At 64.1% G+C, this 17,915-nt stretch carries 12 protein-coding genes; 6 read left to right on the forward strand and 6 right to left on the reverse strand.

Going from position 1 to position 17,915, the window contains the following annotated elements:
- Positions 1-58: 58 nt before the first annotated feature.
- Positions 59-958 carry a hypothetical protein gene (locus GK109_RS12570; RefSeq protein WP_157240847.1) on the reverse strand — a complete coding sequence of 300 codons (900 nt, stop codon included), beginning with the start codon at positions 956-958 and terminating at the stop codon, positions 59-61.
- A gap of 80 nt (positions 959-1,038) precedes the next feature.
- Entirely contained in the window at positions 1,039-1,665 is a 627-nt protein-coding gene (locus tag GK109_RS12575) for a hypothetical protein (protein ID WP_157240849.1), read from the reverse strand.
- A gap of 470 nt (positions 1,666-2,135) precedes the next feature.
- On the opposite strand from GK109_RS12575, the gene GK109_RS12580 reads away from it, so the two are divergent.
- Positions 2,136-3,029: a hypothetical protein gene (locus GK109_RS12580; RefSeq protein WP_157240851.1), complete on the forward strand. Its 894-nt coding sequence runs from the start codon at positions 2,136-2,138 to the stop codon at positions 3,027-3,029.
- A 328-nt stretch (positions 3,030-3,357) separates the two neighbouring features.
- Here GK109_RS12580 and GK109_RS12585 read toward each other — a convergent pair whose 3' ends face one another.
- Positions 3,358-3,993, reverse strand: a complete 636-nt coding sequence (locus GK109_RS12585) for a hypothetical protein (RefSeq protein WP_157240853.1) — start codon at positions 3,991-3,993, stop codon at positions 3,358-3,360.
- A gap of 241 nt (positions 3,994-4,234) precedes the next feature.
- Between GK109_RS12585 and GK109_RS12590 the strand changes: the two genes are divergently transcribed.
- The 3 genes from GK109_RS12590 to GK109_RS12600 all read left to right on the forward strand — a co-directional run bounded on the left by GK109_RS12590 (position 4,235) and on the right by GK109_RS12600 (position 10,182).
- On the forward strand, positions 4,235-4,927 hold the full coding sequence (locus tag GK109_RS12590) for a hypothetical protein (RefSeq protein ID WP_157240855.1): 693 nt from the start codon (positions 4,235-4,237) through the stop codon (positions 4,925-4,927).
- A 354-nt stretch (positions 4,928-5,281) separates the two neighbouring features.
- Positions 5,282-8,920 carry a methionine synthase gene (gene metH / locus GK109_RS12595; RefSeq protein ID WP_157240857.1) on the forward strand — a complete coding sequence of 1,213 codons (3,639 nt, stop codon included), beginning with the start codon at positions 5,282-5,284 and terminating at the stop codon, positions 8,918-8,920.
- Positions 8,921-8,949: 29 nt separating this feature from the next.
- Positions 8,950-10,182, forward strand: a complete 1,233-nt coding sequence (locus GK109_RS12600; protein WP_370460570.1) for a trans-acting enoyl reductase family protein — start codon at positions 8,950-8,952, stop codon at positions 10,180-10,182.
- 94 nt (positions 10,183-10,276) lie between these two features.
- Here the strand turns inward: GK109_RS12600 and GK109_RS12605 are convergent, their stop codons facing one another.
- Entirely contained in the window at positions 10,277-11,101 is an 825-nt protein-coding gene (locus tag GK109_RS12605) for an alpha/beta fold hydrolase (RefSeq protein WP_370460571.1), read from the reverse strand.
- A 391-nt stretch (positions 11,102-11,492) separates the two neighbouring features.
- Here GK109_RS12605 and GK109_RS12610 point away from each other — a divergent pair, with 391 nt between their 5' ends.
- The gene (locus tag GK109_RS12610) at positions 11,493-13,058 is read left to right on the forward strand and encodes an alpha/beta hydrolase domain-containing protein (RefSeq protein ID WP_157240859.1); all 1,566 of its coding nucleotides are present in this window, start codon (positions 11,493-11,495) and stop codon (positions 13,056-13,058) included.
- A gap of 34 nt (positions 13,059-13,092) precedes the next feature.
- Here the strand turns inward: GK109_RS12610 and GK109_RS12615 are convergent, their stop codons facing one another.
- Positions 13,093-15,930 (reverse strand): ATP-binding cassette domain-containing protein, encoded by a 2,838-nt coding sequence (locus tag GK109_RS12615; RefSeq protein WP_157240861.1) that lies wholly within the window; start codon positions 15,928-15,930, stop codon positions 13,093-13,095.
- The gene (locus GK109_RS12620) at positions 15,927-16,496 is read right to left on the reverse strand and encodes a hypothetical protein (protein WP_231755054.1); all 570 of its coding nucleotides are present in this window, start codon (positions 16,494-16,496) and stop codon (positions 15,927-15,929) included. Before GK109_RS12620 ends, GK109_RS12615 begins: the two co-directional genes overlap by 4 nt.
- A 132-nt stretch (positions 16,497-16,628) precedes the next feature.
- Here GK109_RS12620 and GK109_RS12625 point away from each other — a divergent pair, with 132 nt between their 5' ends.
- Positions 16,629-17,909, forward strand: coding sequence for a wax ester/triacylglycerol synthase domain-containing protein (locus GK109_RS12625; protein WP_157240863.1), 1,281 nt, complete (start codon positions 16,629-16,631; stop codon positions 17,907-17,909).
- Positions 17,910-17,915: the final 6 nt, after the last annotated feature.

The raw sequence follows: 17,915 nt of genomic DNA on the forward strand, positions 1-17,915 counted from the left end.
AGCTTCCGGGCGCAGTTCAACGCAGTGCCGGTCCTTCTGCACCTGCAGAGGTCGAAAGCTAAGGCCTTTTCAGCGCCTGCTCCGGCTGCTTGCGAGAGAACAGCGGGTGAACCTGAAGGCTTGGGCTGGCAACTATGGATAGTTGGTCACCTGCTTCGTTTGGCACCAAGCCAATGTTCAGGGATCCTATAAACTCCTCGATCGAGTGCCTCCCCCACCGGAGCAATACCAACGCTCTCTCTTCGCTAAGAACTCGTCCTGTCAGTACCCCGCCCCCTTCCATCACGTGCCTGTATGCCAGGTCGTTGAAGAATTGGGGTGCCCAAGCGAAGCCATGGGCGAAACCCGAGCAGAGCTGCCATCGCGAGAAGAAGTCTGTGCCGCGTTCTTTGTCCACTTGGCGTAATGCATCTGATCTGTTCAAAGGGGCCTTGATGGCGGACTTCCTCAAGCCGAGGAACGCCGCACTCCCTAAGAGACTGTCGACTTGCGCTTTGGAGTCTTCGGATGATTTACGCGCATCGGCTTGGACGTTGCCCGGGACGCCAGGGTCAGCAGCCATATGTGAAAAGAACTTTGAGGCATTAAACAGTGAATCATGCGCAACTCTTAGCGCCCGTTCCTGCCTTCCTGCTCGTCCTTTTCCGGTAAGGACCCACATCCCGACGCCCGAAAGTTCCACCGCGCCCCGAACTAACGTCGGGATGCCTGCAGGATGCAGTCTTCCTAATCCGGCAGCGAGACCAAAGGCGGACGTGAGGTCATCAACTGCTGTATCGAGGAGTGAACGGACGATGGCAGCAACAGACGAGCCTTCCGGCATGCCTGTTTCATCTCGGGCCAATAGGCTCGTCGCGTCCGGCGGATAGGACGCTCTGTTAGATGTGCGTTTGTGGGTTTTCTCCAACCACAGGCCCAGGTCGTTCCAGTCACGTGAGTACTCATTTTCATTTGGCATCTTTAAAGTCTGGCAGAAGAGACTTTATGCAGTGCGAAGGCAGTTAGGGGCAGGAAGTGCGGTGGAAACCTATGGACCTGTTAGTCGAGGTTTTCCGCCCTCTCCGCCAAGGCCGGAAGGGCGTTCATAACTCGGAGAAGCGCTAACCGCGCGTTCTCGAACTGTTTGTCAGAAGTTACCTGTGGCGGCCAATTCAGCTGCTTGTTGTTGGGTGGCCAAATTCGGTAGGCCGGCGTTGCTTCGACGGTAGTCATGGCCTTTAGGTCTATGGCTCGTCGAGCTGGTGGTGTCCAGGGAATGTCAGGCTTGAAATACTGCTGAATGAAGTAGACGCCTTGAACTCCTAGAAGTGAGCTCGCTAAATTGCGAGGATTAGTGGCTAAAGCTGTCTGCGGATCGACATCTCGGTTTAGTACCAAAAGGTGTGTTTCGTGCCACATCGAGAATGTGGAGAGGAGGGAATTGGTGATTCCGATATAGATACGGCTGCTTTGCGGCGGACGCTTGGAGTTCTTGAAGGCCACGTAGTCCTCCTCGATGAAGACGCGATCTCGCGGGTCCCGGTATTGGTCATACATAAGAAAACCTTTGTAGGCCCAAGCGGCAAGCTGTGTCTTGGTGCGTGCATCTACCACGTGCGCGTCGGGCCTTGGTGGATTCGCCATTTTCTTGAGGGGTCGCCGAACAGCGTTTTCAAGTGTGGACATCCAGCCGTTATTGCACGCCGCACATACTGTCTTTACGGTGACCTCGTGTAGATTCGGGGTCCTGTTTCCGCGGTGCTCGTCAATCTCGACGAATCTTCCCCGGGCATTCTTTCTTACTACTGTCTGGGGAAAGGGTGCTTGGTAGGAACCTTCCCGTTTTATGTAGGACTGCGGTGCGGAGAACTGTTGCAACCACTGCGGGTATACATGTTCCCGGGTCAGGGGCAGACCCCCGCAGAAAATGCAAACTCTCATGTTCTAAATCTAGGCATCGCGAGGGCTCATGGCCATCGCCGCACCAACATTGCCGCGACTACCTCAACCGGCGCCTCGATCACCGTGATCACCCCTTGATGACTGGAACCGCTACTTCGTAGTGAATGCCGCACGATTGTGGGACCCTTAATCCACAGAGCGAGGAGGCAAGTAATTTGTATTCCTTTCGGGAGCGGTTTCACCTGGGCGACAGGGTGCGAATCGGAGAAACGGGACGAGAACTTGTTCTGACCACCGAGGATGATGCACCCCAGATAGTCTTCATTACAGCATTGAACTCTCCGTCCATATCAGACGCTGCGGACCTAGCTCTCAACGGGGAAGGCTTCGCGAGCGGCGAAGAAGCGGCTGAAGCTGCAGAGAGATGGTCATCCTACCTTCAGCTTGGATTAGCCAGGCGGTACGCGGGAGCAGAATTCAGCCGAGCTGAGCCTGAAGCCGGGCGGTTCATGTTTGAACATGAAGGCAGCCCGGTCCTAAAAGACGCGCCCGGCAAAATCATCTACAAAACGGAGCCTCGACCCGTTTTCTCACACTTCAGTGCAACGGCTTTAGTAAACAAGGACCCAACCAGTATCGCCCAGGCTGTCCGGGCTGCGAAGGAGAAACGTCTCTCCCCGACCCTCAATCACAGAATTGCCTTCGACCTCTTTGGCATGTCTTTTTCGTATGCGAACGTCACTACCCGCTTCGTGACGTTGATGATGGCTGTGGAGACCCTCATCAACCAAAAAACTCATCCTCCCGAAGTCACACAGCTCATAGATGGCTTCCTCGCACAGACAGCTGTGTCTGGGATACCCGTGAATCTGAAAGCTTCACTGTCGGGAGCCTTGCGCCAAATGAAGGAGCAATCAGTGGGGCAGGCCGGCAGGGAGCTCGCAGCCGGAGCGTTATCTGGACGGACATACCAAAATCTTGAACCGGCAGCATTCTTTAGCAAGTGCTACACGTTGCGAAGCAAGCTCGTGCACGGGGAGTCAAGCAGGACCAACCTGGACGAAGTCAATCTCAGGGCGGCGCACTTGGAGCTTTTCGTCGGAGATTTGCTGTCTGCACCACTACTCAACGACGTGCCGGATTCGTAACAAGCAAATGACCAGTCACTGATGCTCGATCGAATCAGCCAGCCCGACCGCTATGACAACAATAGGTTGATAGAAGCAGCCGGCTCGAGGACCAGCGAGTGGAGACCGAAAGCAACATCGCGCGGGCTACGGTTCGACGGAACACAACGAGAAATTTTGCCGACAACCTGTCGAACACCGTTATCAGCCAAATCCAAATCCAGATACGTGGCCGCCTCGCCGCAGTCCGCAGTGAGCCCCTCACCCCAGCACTGCAGTAACCATGGGCAAGGCGGCAGCCAAAGTCTGGAAGTCTCCTACCGGTGCGGTAGTTGCTGCTGAACTTCACCTAGAGCATTCCCTTGTCCCACAAGCTGACCCGATGCTTGAGGCTGTCGATGGTGTTGAGGAACTGGGAGTAGGTCTCGAACGTCGCGTTGTTGGCGTTGTCCACTAGATGTTTCTTGAAGTTTTGAGCCTCTCGGAACGTTGACAACGTCTCGCTGTCGATCATCTTGTTGCGATGTAAATCGGCCAATGCGTGCACGACGCTATTTGGCCGCCTATAGGGATTTGATGATCCGCCTGAGCCCATAAACAAGCGTTGGTGCAAGTTCAGGGAGGTGTCTTCAAGGTCGGCCCAGCTGAACTCTATCTGTGCCTTCGCATTGTTCAGGACGTCGGCCTCATCCGAGTCAATCACGTCAGGTTCAGCTTCAGGTTCCTGAGACGAGGCTGTGGAACCCTCATCTCTCTTTTTCAGCTTTTCGGGAAGCTTGCCCACCTTTTCCGACAACTCACCGGCTTCTTCCCTTAGAGAGACCGATACTCCGGCGAAAGCCGCCTCTTTTAGGCGGACGAAGATGCCGTTAATCTGCTTTCGGAACATACACAAGGCAACCAGGATTACACCGGGCCACGCGAGAACCTTCAGAAATTCCACCACGACCAGAGCGACGTCCCGCGCAACTATTCCGTAATCCATGCCCCACCTTTACGAGATGCTCCCGCGAACGAGGAAGCCGAATTGAGCGTACTAGGGCAATCGGGACACCGGAAATCTGGCAATCTACCTTCCGAACCGCTCCGGCTCTCGTCCACCTGCTTTTGCGGGCAGCCTTCGAGATTGCCTGTCGCTGCCGGAGCTTAGAGTTAGGATATGCAGCAGCTCCTTGACTTCGCTTTTGCGAGATTGCATCACGCCACAGCGAAGCGTAAGGAATTTGGTGAATCTTGGAAAGACTACATCGACCCATCCTTGGGACATCGACATCCGCACCATCAGCCCAACGTCGTTCGAAATCCTAGCGGTCACACGAGAGCAAGCACCGGTACAGATGTCACTGGCGTTCAGTGATTGGCTGGCAACAATTCGTGCAGCGCTAGACAACGGCCTATACGCCTGGGTTGCAACGGCCACCGGCCAGAACCCGCCTCCCCTCGCTGAGCGTATCCAGTATCCGATCTGCTCAACACCTAAGGAATACGCCAGTCAGCGGAAACGCTTGTCCGGCGTTCCCCATGACATTCTCGACAAACTTGAAATGTCTCAGCCCTATCAGGTGGACTCGGGTCCCGAAAGCACCCTGGTCTACTGGGTCCATGAATTAGCCCGCGTCGACCGACACCGGAGCTTGCACATAGGACTTGGTAGGGTCAGTGCGCATCGAATCCGCCTGCTACTACCTGAAGATGTGTCCCCAACTTTTGACGAGTCGGTGAAGCCGTTCCAGCACATTGACGGGGAGCTCTTGATCGGCCATTTCACCACGAGCAAGACAATCTCCCGCTTTGACATGAAGGTGGATTTCAGGGGTGTAGGGAACGACCCGGAAATCCACGCAGGGGCTGGTTCTAAGTTGGATGGACGACCGACATCTCTTGTTGACAGGATGGGTACACAGAGCTTTTCACTCTGAACACAGTCGAAAATATGGCTTACTTCAGTGGTGTCGAGCCACAAGACGGCTTTCTTACCTTCGATCCGCCTGAAGAAAGCTGAGTCCCTTCGATGCGGGTGCAAAGGCAGACGCCCAACAATCCGTTTGATCCTTTGTATCGGTAGAGGTGCTTAATAGCCCCGCGGTGTTCGAGCGTCAGGAAACCAGCCCTCCGGTGCTTTTCGTCTCCAGTTGCAGTTGTCGGTCTTCCGCCAAGACCGGCCACCGAAGACAGGCTCTGATCGAAGGGTCTTGGGAGGAACGTCCACCCACGCCGTCGTAGTACATGGACACACTGCGCAACGTTCCGGCCCCCACACGTAACCTGTTTAGATGCCTCGTTTTGCGCTTGATATTGAGTCCGTGCCCCGCCCTGCCCGTTCGCAGGAGCTTCTGGACGCCGTGAACCACTCCGTGGTTATTGCTGACGGCGCAATGGGCACGATGCTGCAGGGCCGGGACCTCTCACTTGAGAAGGACTTCCTAGGCCTCGAAGGCTGCAACGAGATCCTCAATGACACCCGCCCCGACGTCCTTGCCGACATCCACGACGCCTACTTCGCCACGGGCATCGACGCGGTCGAAACCAACACCTTCGGCGCCAACTGGTCCAACCTCTCCGACTACGGCATTGACGACCGGATCGAGGAGCTCGCGCGCAAGGGCGCCCAGATCGCCCGCGAACGCGCCGAAGCGGCGCAACAAACAGACGGACGGATGCGCTGGGTCCTTGGCTCCATGGGCCCGGGCACCAAGCTCCCCAGCCTCGGCCACACCAGCTACGACTACCTCAAACAGACCTTCGCCCTCCAGGCCGAGGGCCTCATCGACGGCGGCGCGGACGCCTTCCTCATCGAAACCAGCCAGGACCTCCTGCAGACCAAGGCCGCCGTCAACGGCTGCAAGCAGGCCATCGTCACCCGCGGCATCCGCCTCCCCATCTTCGTCGAGGTGACGGTCGAAACCACCGGAACCATGCTCATGGGTTCCGAAATCGGCGCCGCGCTGACCGCCCTCGAGCCGCTCGGCGTCGACGCCATCGGCCTGAACTGCGCCACCGGACCGGACGAGATGAGCGAGCACCTCCGCCATCTCTCCAAGCAGTCCTCCGTCGCCATCGCCTGCATGCCCAACGCAGGCCTGCCCATCCTCGGCGCCAACGGCGCGCACTACCCGCTCACCCCCACCGAACTCGCCACCGCGCACGAGCAGTTCGTCCGCGAGTTCGGCCTCGGCCTGGTGGGCGGCTGCTGCGGTACGACGCCGGAACACATGGCCGCCGTCGTCGAACGCCTTGCGCCCTTCCGCACCCGCGAGACGAAAGCGAGCAGCGGCCCCGCCCGCGTCCCCACCGAACGCGAAGCCGGCGTCGCCTCCCTCTACCAGCACGTCAACTTCGACCAGGACGCCTCCTACCTCGCCATCGGTGAACGCACCAACGCGAACGGTTCCAAGGCGTTCCGCCAGGCGATGCTCGAAGAGCGCTGGGACGACTGCGTGGACATCGCCCGCGAGCAGATCCGCGTCGGCGCCCACCTGCTGGACGTCTGCATCGACTATGTGGGGCGCGACGGCGTTGCGGACATCAAGGAGGTCGTCTCGCGTTTCGCGTCGGCCTCCACCCTCCCGCTCGTCATCGACTCCACGGAACCGCCCGTGCTGCAGGCCGGCCTCGAACACATCGGCGGCCGCCCGGTGGTCAACTCCGTCAACTACGAGGACGGCGACGGCCCGGACAGCCGCTTCGCGCGCATCATGCCCCTCGTGAAGGAACACGGCACCGCCGTGATCGCCCTGACTATCGACGAACAGGGCCAGGCCCGCACCACCGAGGGCAAGGTGGCGATCGCCTCACGCCTCGTCGACGCCCTGGTGGGCGAATGGGGGATGCGCGTCGAGGACATCATCGTGGACGCCCTGACCTTCCCCGTCGCCACCGGCCAGGAAGAGACCCGCCGCGACGGCATCGAAACCATCGAGGCCATCCGCCAGATCACCGCCAAGTACCCGGGCATCAACACCACGCTCGGCGTCTCCAACGTGTCCTTCGGACTGAACCCGGCAGCCCGCGTCGTCCTGAACTCCGTGTTCCTGCACGAGGCCGTGCAGGCGGGCCTGACCAGCGGCATCATCGACGCCGCCAAGATCGTGCCGCTCGCCTCCTTGCCGGAAGAGCAGCGCAAGGTGGCCCTGGACCTCGTCTGGGACAAGCGCGAATACGACGCCGAGGGCAACACCACGTACGACCCCCTGGCCATCATGCTGGACATGTTCGCCGGCGTCGACACCGCAGCGCTCAAGGACCAGCGCGCCGCCGAACTTGCCGCGCTGCCCACGGGCGCGCGCCTGGAACGCCGCATCATCGACGGCGAAGGCAAGGGCCTCGAGGAGGACCTGGACCTGGCGCGCAGCGAGGGCATGACCCCGCTCGGCATCATCAATGACCACCTGCTCGAGGGCATGAAGGTGGTGGGCGAGCGTTTCGGCGCCGGTGAGATGCAGCTGCCGTTCGTGCTGCAGTCCGCCGAGGTGATGAAGAACGCCGTCGCCCTGCTCGAGCCGCACATGGAGAAGTCCGACTCCTCGGGCAAGGGCACCATGGTGATCGCCACCGTCCGCGGCGACGTGCACGACATCGGCAAGAACCTGGTGGACATCATCCTCACCAACAACGGCTACAAAGTGGTCAACATCGGCATCAAGCAGGGCATCGCCGAGATCATCGCCGCGGCCGAGCAGCACAACGCGGACGTGATCGGCATGTCCGGCCTGCTGGTGAAGTCCACCGTGGTGATGAAGGAAAACCTTGCGGAGCTGCAGTCCCGCGGCCTGGCGAAGAAGTGGCCCGTGATTCTCGGCGGCGCAGCCCTGACCCGCGCCTACGTGGAGCAGGACCTGGCGGAGCAGTTTGACGGCGTGGTCCGCTACGCCAAGGACGCCTTCGAGGGCCTGTCCCTCATGGAGCCGCTGGTCCGCGTGGCCCGCGGCGAATCGCCGGAAGACGTCGGCCTGCCGCCGCTGAAGAAGCGCATCCACAAGGGCGGCGCGAAGTTCACGGTCACCGAGCCCGAAGCGATGCCCGGCCGGTCCGACGTCGCCTCCGATAACCCCGTGCCCGCGCCGCCGTTCTGGGGCACGCGCATTGTGCGCGGTGTCTCGCTCCACGACTACTCGGCGTTCCTCGACGAGCGCGCCACGTTCATGGGGCAGTGGGGGCTCAAGCCCGGCCGCGGCGAAGACGGCGCCTCCTATGAGGAACTGGTGGAACGCGAGGGCCGGCCGCGCCTGCGCTACTGGCTGGACCGCATCCTCGGCGAGGGCATGCTGGACGCGTCCGTCGCCTACGGCTACTTCCCGGTGGTTTCCGAAGGGGAACAGGTGGTGGTGCTGCACCACGGCGAGGATCGCGACGGCGTCCTGGGCCCCGCGGGACTGCTCGCCCCGGACGGTGGTTCCGGCGGTCCGATCGGCACCGACCGGCTGCGCTTCGACTTCCCGCGCCAGCGCCGCGACCGGCACCTGTGCCTCGCGGACTTTGTGAAGTCCCGCGAATCCGGCCACATCGACGTGCTGCCGGTGCAGCTGGTCACGGCCGGCTCGAAGATCGAGGAGTTCACCTCCAAGATGTTCGCCGCCAACCAGTACCGCGACTACTACGAACTCAACGGCCTGGTCATGCAGCTCACCGAGGCGCTGGCCGAGTTCTGGCACGCACGGATCCGCAAGGAGCTGGGTTTCGCCGCCGAGGAGCCCAAGGACACAGCGGGGTATTTCAAGCTTGAGTACCGCGGTGCCCGGTTCTCGCTCGGCTACCCCGCGTGCCCGGACATGGAGGACCGCCGCAAGGTGACGGAGCTGCTGAAGCCGGAACGGATGGGCGTGGTCCTCAGCGACGAGCTGATGCTGCACCCCGAACAGTCCACGGACGCGTTTGTGTTCCACCACCCGGAGGCGAAGTACTTCAAGGTGTGAGTGCAATGCCGCTGTGAAAGGCTGCAGTTGTGGACACCTCATCTCGGGAAAATGACCTCGTTCTCTACGGAGCGACGGGTTTCGTTGGCAGACTGATCGCCGCCTACATAGCGGAACATGCACCGGCCGGTGTGCGAGTCGGACTCGCGGGCCGGTCCACGTCCAGACTCGAGGCGGTTCGGTCGCAGTTGCCGGCCGCGGCGCACGGATGGGCCCTCATCGAAGCCGACTCGGAGGATGCGGACTCAATCGCCGCCCTGGCTGCGAACACACGCGTGCTCTTCACCACCGTCGGTCCATACGCAAAACACGGACTACCCGTCGTCGAGGCCTGTGCCCGGGCCGGTACCCACTACGCCGACCTCGCCGGTGAGGTGTCCTTCATCCGGGAGGCGATCGATCGCTACGACGCTCTGGCCAGGACGACCGGGGCACGGATCGTGCACTCCTGCGGCTACGACTCCGTGCCGTCCGACCTCGCCGTACTGCTGCTTCATCAGGCCGCAGAAGCCGATGGCGCTGGCGGTTTAGCCGAGGTCCAACTCGTTGCTAAGGCCAAGGGCGGCATCAGCGGAGGCACGTTCGAATCGATGCGCGGGCAGCTTGACGCGATGCGATCGAGCACCGCCCTGAGGTCACTAGCCGCGGACCCCTTCGCTCTGAGCCCCGACCGCGCCCGGGAGCCGACAACACCCCAGCCACCCGACGCCGGTCCTGTACGCCGTTCGGCTGACGGCACCTGGACCGCGCCGTTCATCATGGCCCCCGTCAACACCCGGATAGTGCGCCGCAGCAACGCATTGCAGGGTTGGGCCTACGGCCGCTCCCTTCAGTACGGCGAGGTGATGGGGGTGGCCCCCGGACCGGCAGGAGCGGTCCTCGCCGGGGCAATGGCACTCGGGCTTCGGGCATTCACGGGCGCGATGGCCTTCCCGCCCACCCGGAAGGTCCTCGACCGCTTTCTTCCGGCACCGGGTACGGGTCCGAGCATCAGCACGCAGCGCGCGGGCTGGTTCCACTCCCAGGTGACCGCCCGCACCGAGGACGGCCAGCGTTACCAGGCGATTGCTGCTGGCCCCGGTGATCCCGGCTATGCCGCCACCGCCGTGATGGCAGGGGAGACTGCACTCGCTCTTGCCCTCGACGGTGACCGGCTGCCAACCGCCAAAGGGTCGCTGACACCGGCCACCGCACTCGGCAACGTGCTCATACAGCGACTCCGCGCGGCCGGCCACACCTACCAGGTAACCAAACTCGCCTGAACCCGGATCCTGCAGCTCGCCTGAAATGGGCAATCATTGACTGAACCTGCCTCGACCGGGCAAAACCGGGCGGGGGAGGGGCCAGCGGCGCCTGTCAGGAGCGGGTATCGAGGTAGTGGAGAATCTCCCGGGCCGTTTCCTCCGGGGCGCTGACGTGGGGGCAATGCCCGGTGGCCTGGAGCTGCACCAGGGTGCTGTGTTCCAGATTCTTGTGCAGGTAGGCGCCCACTTCCGGCGGGGCAAGCCGATCGTCGGAGCACTGCAGAATCAGGCAGCTGGTGCGCACCTTCTTCAGTTCAGGGCGGGTGTCGGAGAAAAAGGTTACCTCGGCGAAGTGCCGTGCGATGGTTGGATTTGTCCGGCAGAAGCTGCCACGCAGATCCTCCGCTAGCTCCGGCTCTTGCGGGTTGCCCATAACCATGGGCGCCAGGGCCGCGGCCCAGGCGAAATAGTTGCTGTCCAGGGATGCCAGCAGGCCCTCGATGTCTTCTCTCGAAAACCCGCCCACGTAGCCGTCGTACGGGTCATCCGTATGACGGGGTGAAGGAGCAAGCAGGACTAAGTGGGAGAAAGGGTTGGGGTCCTGCACTGCGGCGATCACGGCGATCATCGTGCTGACACTGTGGCCCACCAGGATGACGTCATCGAGTTCAAGGGCGGCGCAAATCTCCAGCAGGTCCGACGCGTACCCATTCAGGGACCCGTACTTGTCCCAGTCATAGGCGCTGATGTCGGAGTGTCCTGCACCAACATGATCAAAAAGCACCAGCCGGTAATCATCAACAAAATAGGGCAGCAGCTTCCGCCATATAGCCTGATCGCAGCCAAAACCATGGGCGAACATCATCACAGGCCCATCATCCCGGCCGGATATGGTGACATTGTTCCGGCCGATTACCGCAGCAGCTGCTTCGATCACATTCTCCCTGACCCTCCGTAGAGTGGCATCCTGTCCCAGACTATCCACGGGGAATTGCGAATCCTAGGGATCCTCCCACTATGACCTTCACAGCGACATCGATGCAGCCCGCTGCAAAAGCCTGCGCCCCCTTGACCGCCCGAGCTGGAGACCGGCTTCACCCCTATTTACAGGATTTGCGGTTGATGCTCGCTGCGCCACCGTTGGCGCCATGACAGTCAATACCTACCCTTGACCGTTTCGGTCAACCATATCTACTGTGGAGTAACATCGCTCCCTGACGTTGTCACGTTTGAACTGAGCGTCGATCTCGCAGCAAGGGCACACGGCGCCGAAGCCTGTGTTCCGGAGCGCGCCGGGCAGTGCAGCCCGGATCCGAGAAGGAGCATCGATGAACACCCGTGCCCGAGCATCCATCCTGCTGACGCTGTCCCTCGCCTTTGCGGGCCTCAGCGCGTCAGCCGTTCCAGCCAACGCAGAGGCTCCCGCTCCGCCCGGGCAGGTCGCAGAGTCTGCCGGGGCGACGCCGGTACCCACTGTGCAGGGTCCCTTGGCGGCTACCGCCGAGTCGAACCCGTTCGGTGCGGCCAGCCATCAAGAGGTCCCCCAGGATCTATCGAAGCTCGGCTATGACGAGGAGGAGTACCTGGTCAGCGGCACCTCGAATGTCTATAGCTGGCCCGCCGCGGGCCCCGCCCAGATCCGAACCCCCGACGCCCCCTACACCACCCGCGTCCTGGTCCGTAAGCCCGCCGAGGGCCAGAAGTTCAGCGGCAACGTGGTGGTTGAGATGCTCAACCCCAGTAATCTGTTCGACCTCAACATCGGCTGGGCAATGGCCCATGAGCAGATCGTCGCCAACGGAGACGCCTGGGTAGGCATCACCGCCAAGCCGATAGCCGTTGAGGCGCTCAAGAACTTCGATTCGGCGCGGTACGAGGCCTTGTCCTTCGCCAATCCGCTGCCGCTGACCGATCCCCGCAACTGTGCAACGGTGGCCGCTGACTCATCCCGGACGACGGAGAACGGCCTGATCTGGGACATCTACTCGCAAGTCGGCGCTTGGCTCAAGAGCAATGATCCCGCCAACCCGCTGCGCTACGGATCGCCGACCACCCGCGTGGAGCACGCCTACGGCTTCGGCTACTCCCAGACCGGAGGCTTCCTGGTCAACTACATCAACGGCGTCCACCCGCTCGTCGTCGAGTCCGACGGCGAGCCGGTCTATGACGCGTACATGGTCGCTGTGGCCGGTGGCGCGTTCGCTGGCGCGTATCCCATGAACCAGTGCGAGACTGCCCCGCCCGCCAACGACGTCCGCCGCCAGTTCAAGGACGTCGGGGTGCCCATCATGCGGATCATGTCCCAGTCTGACTACCTCCGGGGCATCGGATCCCGGCGCGCCGACAGCGACGCTCCAGGGGACCGGTACCGGCACTACGAGATGGCGGGCGCCGGCCACGCCACACCGGACGAGCTCACCTTCTCGGCCTCGTCCGAAGACATCATCGCCGCGGGCCGGTCTGTCCCGCCCGCGTCCTGCAACGAGGGGCCGCGCAGCAGGTTCCCCAGCTCCATCTTCTTCAACTCCGCCCTGCAAAACCTCGACCTCTGGGTCCGGGAGGGCATCGCGCCGCCGCGCGCTGAACCGATCCTCGTCCGCGACGGCGCGCCGGTGCTGGACGAGTTCGGCAACGTGCAGGGCGGCCTGCGCTCGCCGTTCCTCGACGCTCCGACGAGCACCTGGTACGGCACTGCCACCGGCGCGTCGTTCTGCTTCATCGCCGGCTACGAGCGGCCCCTTGGGCAGGACGTGCTCGATGGCTTGTACGGGAACCACGGCGACTACGTGGCGGCCGTGAAGAGCAGCGTTCGAGCCCTCGAGGACCAGGCATTCCTGACGGACTACGATGCCCGCCGTCTCCTCACGGAGGCCGCGCAAAGCAAGACACCCTGACGAGCCATCGGGTCGGCGCGTTCCATCAGTAGCCTCAAACCCCGATGTGAAGCCGGTCTTTGGCCTGGGCGGAATGAGCCTTTTCGGCTTGACCGCCTGCGCTGGAGACCGGCTTCACCCGCCTTAGTGCGGCGAGGATCGCCCGGCCCACCACCGCGATGCCGATGATGGTGGTGACGGCGCGCAGGGTGTCCCAGCCCGCCGTCGACGTCACCAGCGAGTACAGCAGGAAGCTGCTCAGGTTGGTGCCCAGCGGCGCGCCGGGCACATAGGAGATGCCGGTGCCGGCGCCCACCGCGAAAGGCCAGAACCACAGGTTGGTCAGCAGGCCGAACAGGTAGGACGCCACGACGCCGTAGGCCGCCAGCATCCACAGTTCGGCCTTGCCCCGCACCCGCCGGGGAAGAAGCCCCGCCCCTGCACCCACCCACGCACAGGCGAAGATCTGGAACGGAGTCCACGGCCCGATCCCGCCCCACAGGGCACTTGAGAGGGCGATGGTGGCGGCGCCGAGCAGCATGCCGAACCGCGCGCCGAACGCCCGGCCGGCCAGGATCAGCAGGATGAACACTGCTTCAACGCCCCCGACGCCGGTGCTCGCCACCCGGACTGCCGTACCGACGGCGGCCAGGACGCCGAGCAGCGCCACAGTATGTGCCGAGCGGACCGAGCCGTCCAGGGACACAACGATGGCGACGGCGGCGAGCGGCGCGATTGCCAGCGCTGCGTAGGGGAGGGCGGCGGCTGCATCCTGCGGGAGGGCCGCAGCAAGCAGCGGCCAGCAGAACGCTGCGAGGGCTACGAGGTTTGCGGTTCCGAGGACGGCGAGTTCGACGCCGCGCGGCAGCCGGATGCGGGGCTTCCGTTCCGCGCCCTGGAAGTCCGGTTCGGTGAATGGCTTTGGCCGGGCGCCCGCCTGCCGTGGAATCAGGTCAAGCGGTTCCGGCGCGTCAGTCACCGTTGAGGATGGCGCGACGCCGTCCCGCATCGGGAGGATCCGGGCGCCGAGGCCGTGGGCAAAGTCGTGGTCGTGGGTGGCGATCAGGACTGCAGTGCCAGCCTCCGCCGCGGCCCGGAGCGCGGCCGAGACCGCCGTCCGCGCCGCGGGATCGAGTCCGCGGGTGGGCTCGTCGATCAGGAGAACCGGGGGACTGTCCATGGTCTGCAGCGCAATGGCCAGGATCCGGCGCTCGCCTGCAGAAAGGTCCCGGGGATGCTCGTGGCCAATGGGAATGCTGACGTCTCCCCGCAAACGGGCCAGGCGCGACGCCGCGAAGCCGGGCTCGGGCTGTTGGCCGTTCTTTCGGCGCGCAAGGCGCCGCTCGGCCGCGCGGAGCTCTCCCTCGACCGTATCCCTGGTGAAGAGGTCGTCCGAGGCGTCCGGCACCAGGGCGACGCGGCCGCCGTCGGCCGTTCCGCCGTCGTTGGTTTTTACTCCGCCCTCCCCCTCACCCAAGGCAAGCGCTACGAGCAGGGACGACTTCCCGGCCCCGTTCGGCCCCACCAGGGCCACCACTTCACCGCGGTGCAGGGTGAGGGAGGCGTCGCGCACCAGCGGCGTGCCCTTGCGGTGCACCGCAAGGTTGGTCGCTGTCAGCACGAGCGCTTGATCGGCCGGTTGTGCCGGCGCTGGATGAGAAGCATCGCGGTGTGAAGGCGCCGACGGCGCGGCGCCCGGCACCAGGGCGCCGTCGGCAATGGTCCACCAGGAGTCGGCAACCGGGACGAGCGCCGTGGCCCGGTGCTCCGCCACGATGACGCAGACGCCGTCGCCCGCGAGGGTGTTGAGCACGCCGATGACATGCCTGCGGGCCGTAGTGTCTAGGTCTGCCAGCGGCTCGTCCACCAGGAGCAGGGGAGGCTGCTCCACCACCGCGGCGGCGATGGCCACGAGCGTTGCCTCACCGGCCGAGAGGGTGCTGATGTTCCGGTCCAGCAGCGCCGAGACCCCGATGCGCTGGGCGACCTCCAGCACCCGGGCATTGGCGGCGGCTGATGGCATACCGCGCAACTCAAGGGCGAGGGAGATCTCGTCCCGCACGCGGGTGCTGGCGAAGGCGGCACGGGGATTCTGGAGGACGACGCCGATGAGGCGGGCGGTATCGCGCGGCGGCGTGGCGGCGCGGTCCGTTCCGGCGATGCGCACGGTGCCGGAGATATCGCCGCCGTCGACGTGGGAGAGCAGGCCGGCAATGCCCCGCAGGATGGTGGACTTGCCGGAGCCCGTGGGCCCCGTAATGACGGTGATGGACCCGCTCTGCGGCGTGAACCCGGCAACGCGGACCTGCGCGTCGCCGATGCGGAACCGGGCGTCGCGCACCAGGAGCGGGCCGCCGTCGTCGTTCCCCGGTTGTTGGGCGGCGCGGCTCCCGAAGCCGCGCAGCTCCAGGGCGGCGGCAACCCGGGCCGCGTGTTCAAGGGTGCGCTCGAGGACGGGCACCAGGGCGCGGGGTCCGAAGCGTTCGCCCCGCAACCGGAACGCCAAGCGGACGGAGGTCACGGCGTCGGCCAGCGCGGGGAGTGCCGCCCATGCCACGACGAGCGTGCGGGCCAGGCCCTGCATGGGGCCGCGGCGGGCCAGGTGAACGAAGCCGCGGGCCACGTCCACGAATGCGTTCAGCAGTCCGAAGCCGACAAACAGCCCGGCAATCGGCAGGGCGGACAGGACCGCCGCCCACAGCCCGGGCCCGGTGACCGGACCGAGGAACACCACGTGGGCGTACGGGGCCGGCAGCCGCATGGCCGGCAGGTCGAGCAGGATGGGCGAGCCAAGGCCCGCGCCGTTGAAAAGGACGCGGTAGATGACCCGCGCCGCGATGAACACGACGGCGAGAGCAATGCCGGCGCGCAGCGGCGCGGGTCGGAAGGTCATGCCGCGGGGGCGGCCGGTTCGCCGTCGACGGTGAAGAGCAGTTCCAGGCTCTCGCCGGGGCTGAGCTTGAGGCTGTCCAGGCCTTCCTGCGCGTAGGCCCACGTGCCGGCGGCGGGCTTCACCCAGAGGGCCCAATAAGAGACCGTGTTTTTGTCATCGCACGCTTCGCGGGTAGTGCCGCCCTTGTGCTTGATATCGAAGTCCGCAGCGGGCACGCCGTTGACGCGGCACGCGAAGCTCGTGGGGTACTTGGCGGTGCCCTCGATCTTCACGTCGGCTTTGCCCAGCACGTCCGATGCCAGAGTGGGACCGTCCACGGGCACGCACACGGACTTGTCAGCGGCAGACTGCTTCAGTGCGCCGGAATCGACGATGACCTTCACGCCGTCGCAAGTCCCGGCCGTGCCGGATGCTGTGCTGGGTGCGGCGCTCGACGAAGCGGCGGCGGAGGAGGCCGGCGCGGAAGTGGTGGGCTGGCTGGCGGCCGGCGCGGAACAGGCGGCGAGGGTAAACAGGAGACCGGCGGCGGCGAGGGAGCTCGCGGCGGCGGTTCGCATCTTAGTCAAAGTCACTTGTTAAGGGTAGGGCGTTGCCTGTCCTTATCTGGATGCGGTGGCGTTGTGTGACGTCAGGGGCTGCAGTGATTTCCTGTCCGCCCACGCGCTGACAAGCCGGTGTTTCGCGGTTACTGTCAAGGCATGCACCCGGCGACGCAAAAGCTGGCTCCTGCTGATGAGGCGAACCTGGTGCTCGACCACGCCGGGCAGGTCAACGTGTTCCTGGCCGCCTGCCTGCTCGGGCCGGGCGGTTTCCTGGCTCCGGACGGCACACCGGACATGGCGCGGCTTAGGGCGACGCTCCTCGAGCGGATTGCGGATTTGCCGGCGCTCCGCAAAAGAGTAATCCAAGTGGGCCGCCGACATCACTGGGTTGAATCCGTGCCCGACGTCGAGCACCACATCCGTCTCGTGGAGCCCGTCGATGGCCTGGGGGGACTTCAGGACAAGTGTGCCGAACTGACGGGGGAGCCACTGGCATGGGACCGCCCGATGTGGGAGGTCCTGGTGGTACCGGGCGCCTCAGCGACGGGCGTGGGTGTTGTGCTGCGGATCCATCATGCGGTGGCCGACGGGATGACAGCGGCGGTGATCGTGCAGCAGCTCTTTGATCCCGGGGAACCGGGGGAGCAGCCGGCGGGTGAGGCGCATCTGCGCCTGCCGGAAAAGGCACCGCAGTCCCAGCCCGGGAACGATTTACGCCGCACCGTGCGTCGGGTTACGACCGGCCTGTTTCGTATCCTCAAGACCCTGTGGGGCTCTGGCGTGGGTGGCACGGTGCTGCTCGGTGAGCGCAGCTCGCACCGCGGCGTCGCTTTTCTGCAGACAGATATCGAAGCCCTGGAGACGGCGGTGCGTCCGCGGGGTGCCACGGTAAACGACGCACTCCTCGCCGCGGCCGCGGCCGGCTTCCGGGCGGTCCTGGCGGCTGCCGGCGAGCCGATCGCCGCCCGGTTGCCGGTGTCAGTGCCGGTGGCGCTGCGGCGCCGCGGGGCTGCAGCGAACCAAGTGGGAGTCATGCTTGTGCAGCTGCCGCTCGGCGAGCCCGACCCCGACGTGCGCTTGCGGCTCATCGCCGCCCAGACCCGTGAGGAGAAGCTGCGGGCAAGGGAACAAGGCACCTTGGAGTTTATGCGCGGGCCGATCGGTGCCCGCATCCTGGACCGATTCTCCCGGAAGCAGCGTGTTGTTGCCGGGTTCGTCAGCAACGTGCCGGGTCCGAAAGGAACTTACCGCCTCGCCGGAGCCCCGGTTATCGCCCTCTGGCCCCTTGGGATCCTCCCGGGAAACGTACGGCTCGGTGTCGCGGCTGTCTCTTACGGCGGCAATCTGTGTTGCGGGATCCACTTCGACGCGTTGAACGTGCCGGGCGACGTCTTTGCTTCTGCGATGGGCGAGGAGATGGCGCGCCTGTGCGGGTAAGCGCAG

The organism is Pseudarthrobacter sp. GA104, from assembly GCF_009741265.1.
Lineage (GTDB): Bacteria > Actinomycetota > Actinomycetes > Actinomycetales > Micrococcaceae > Arthrobacter.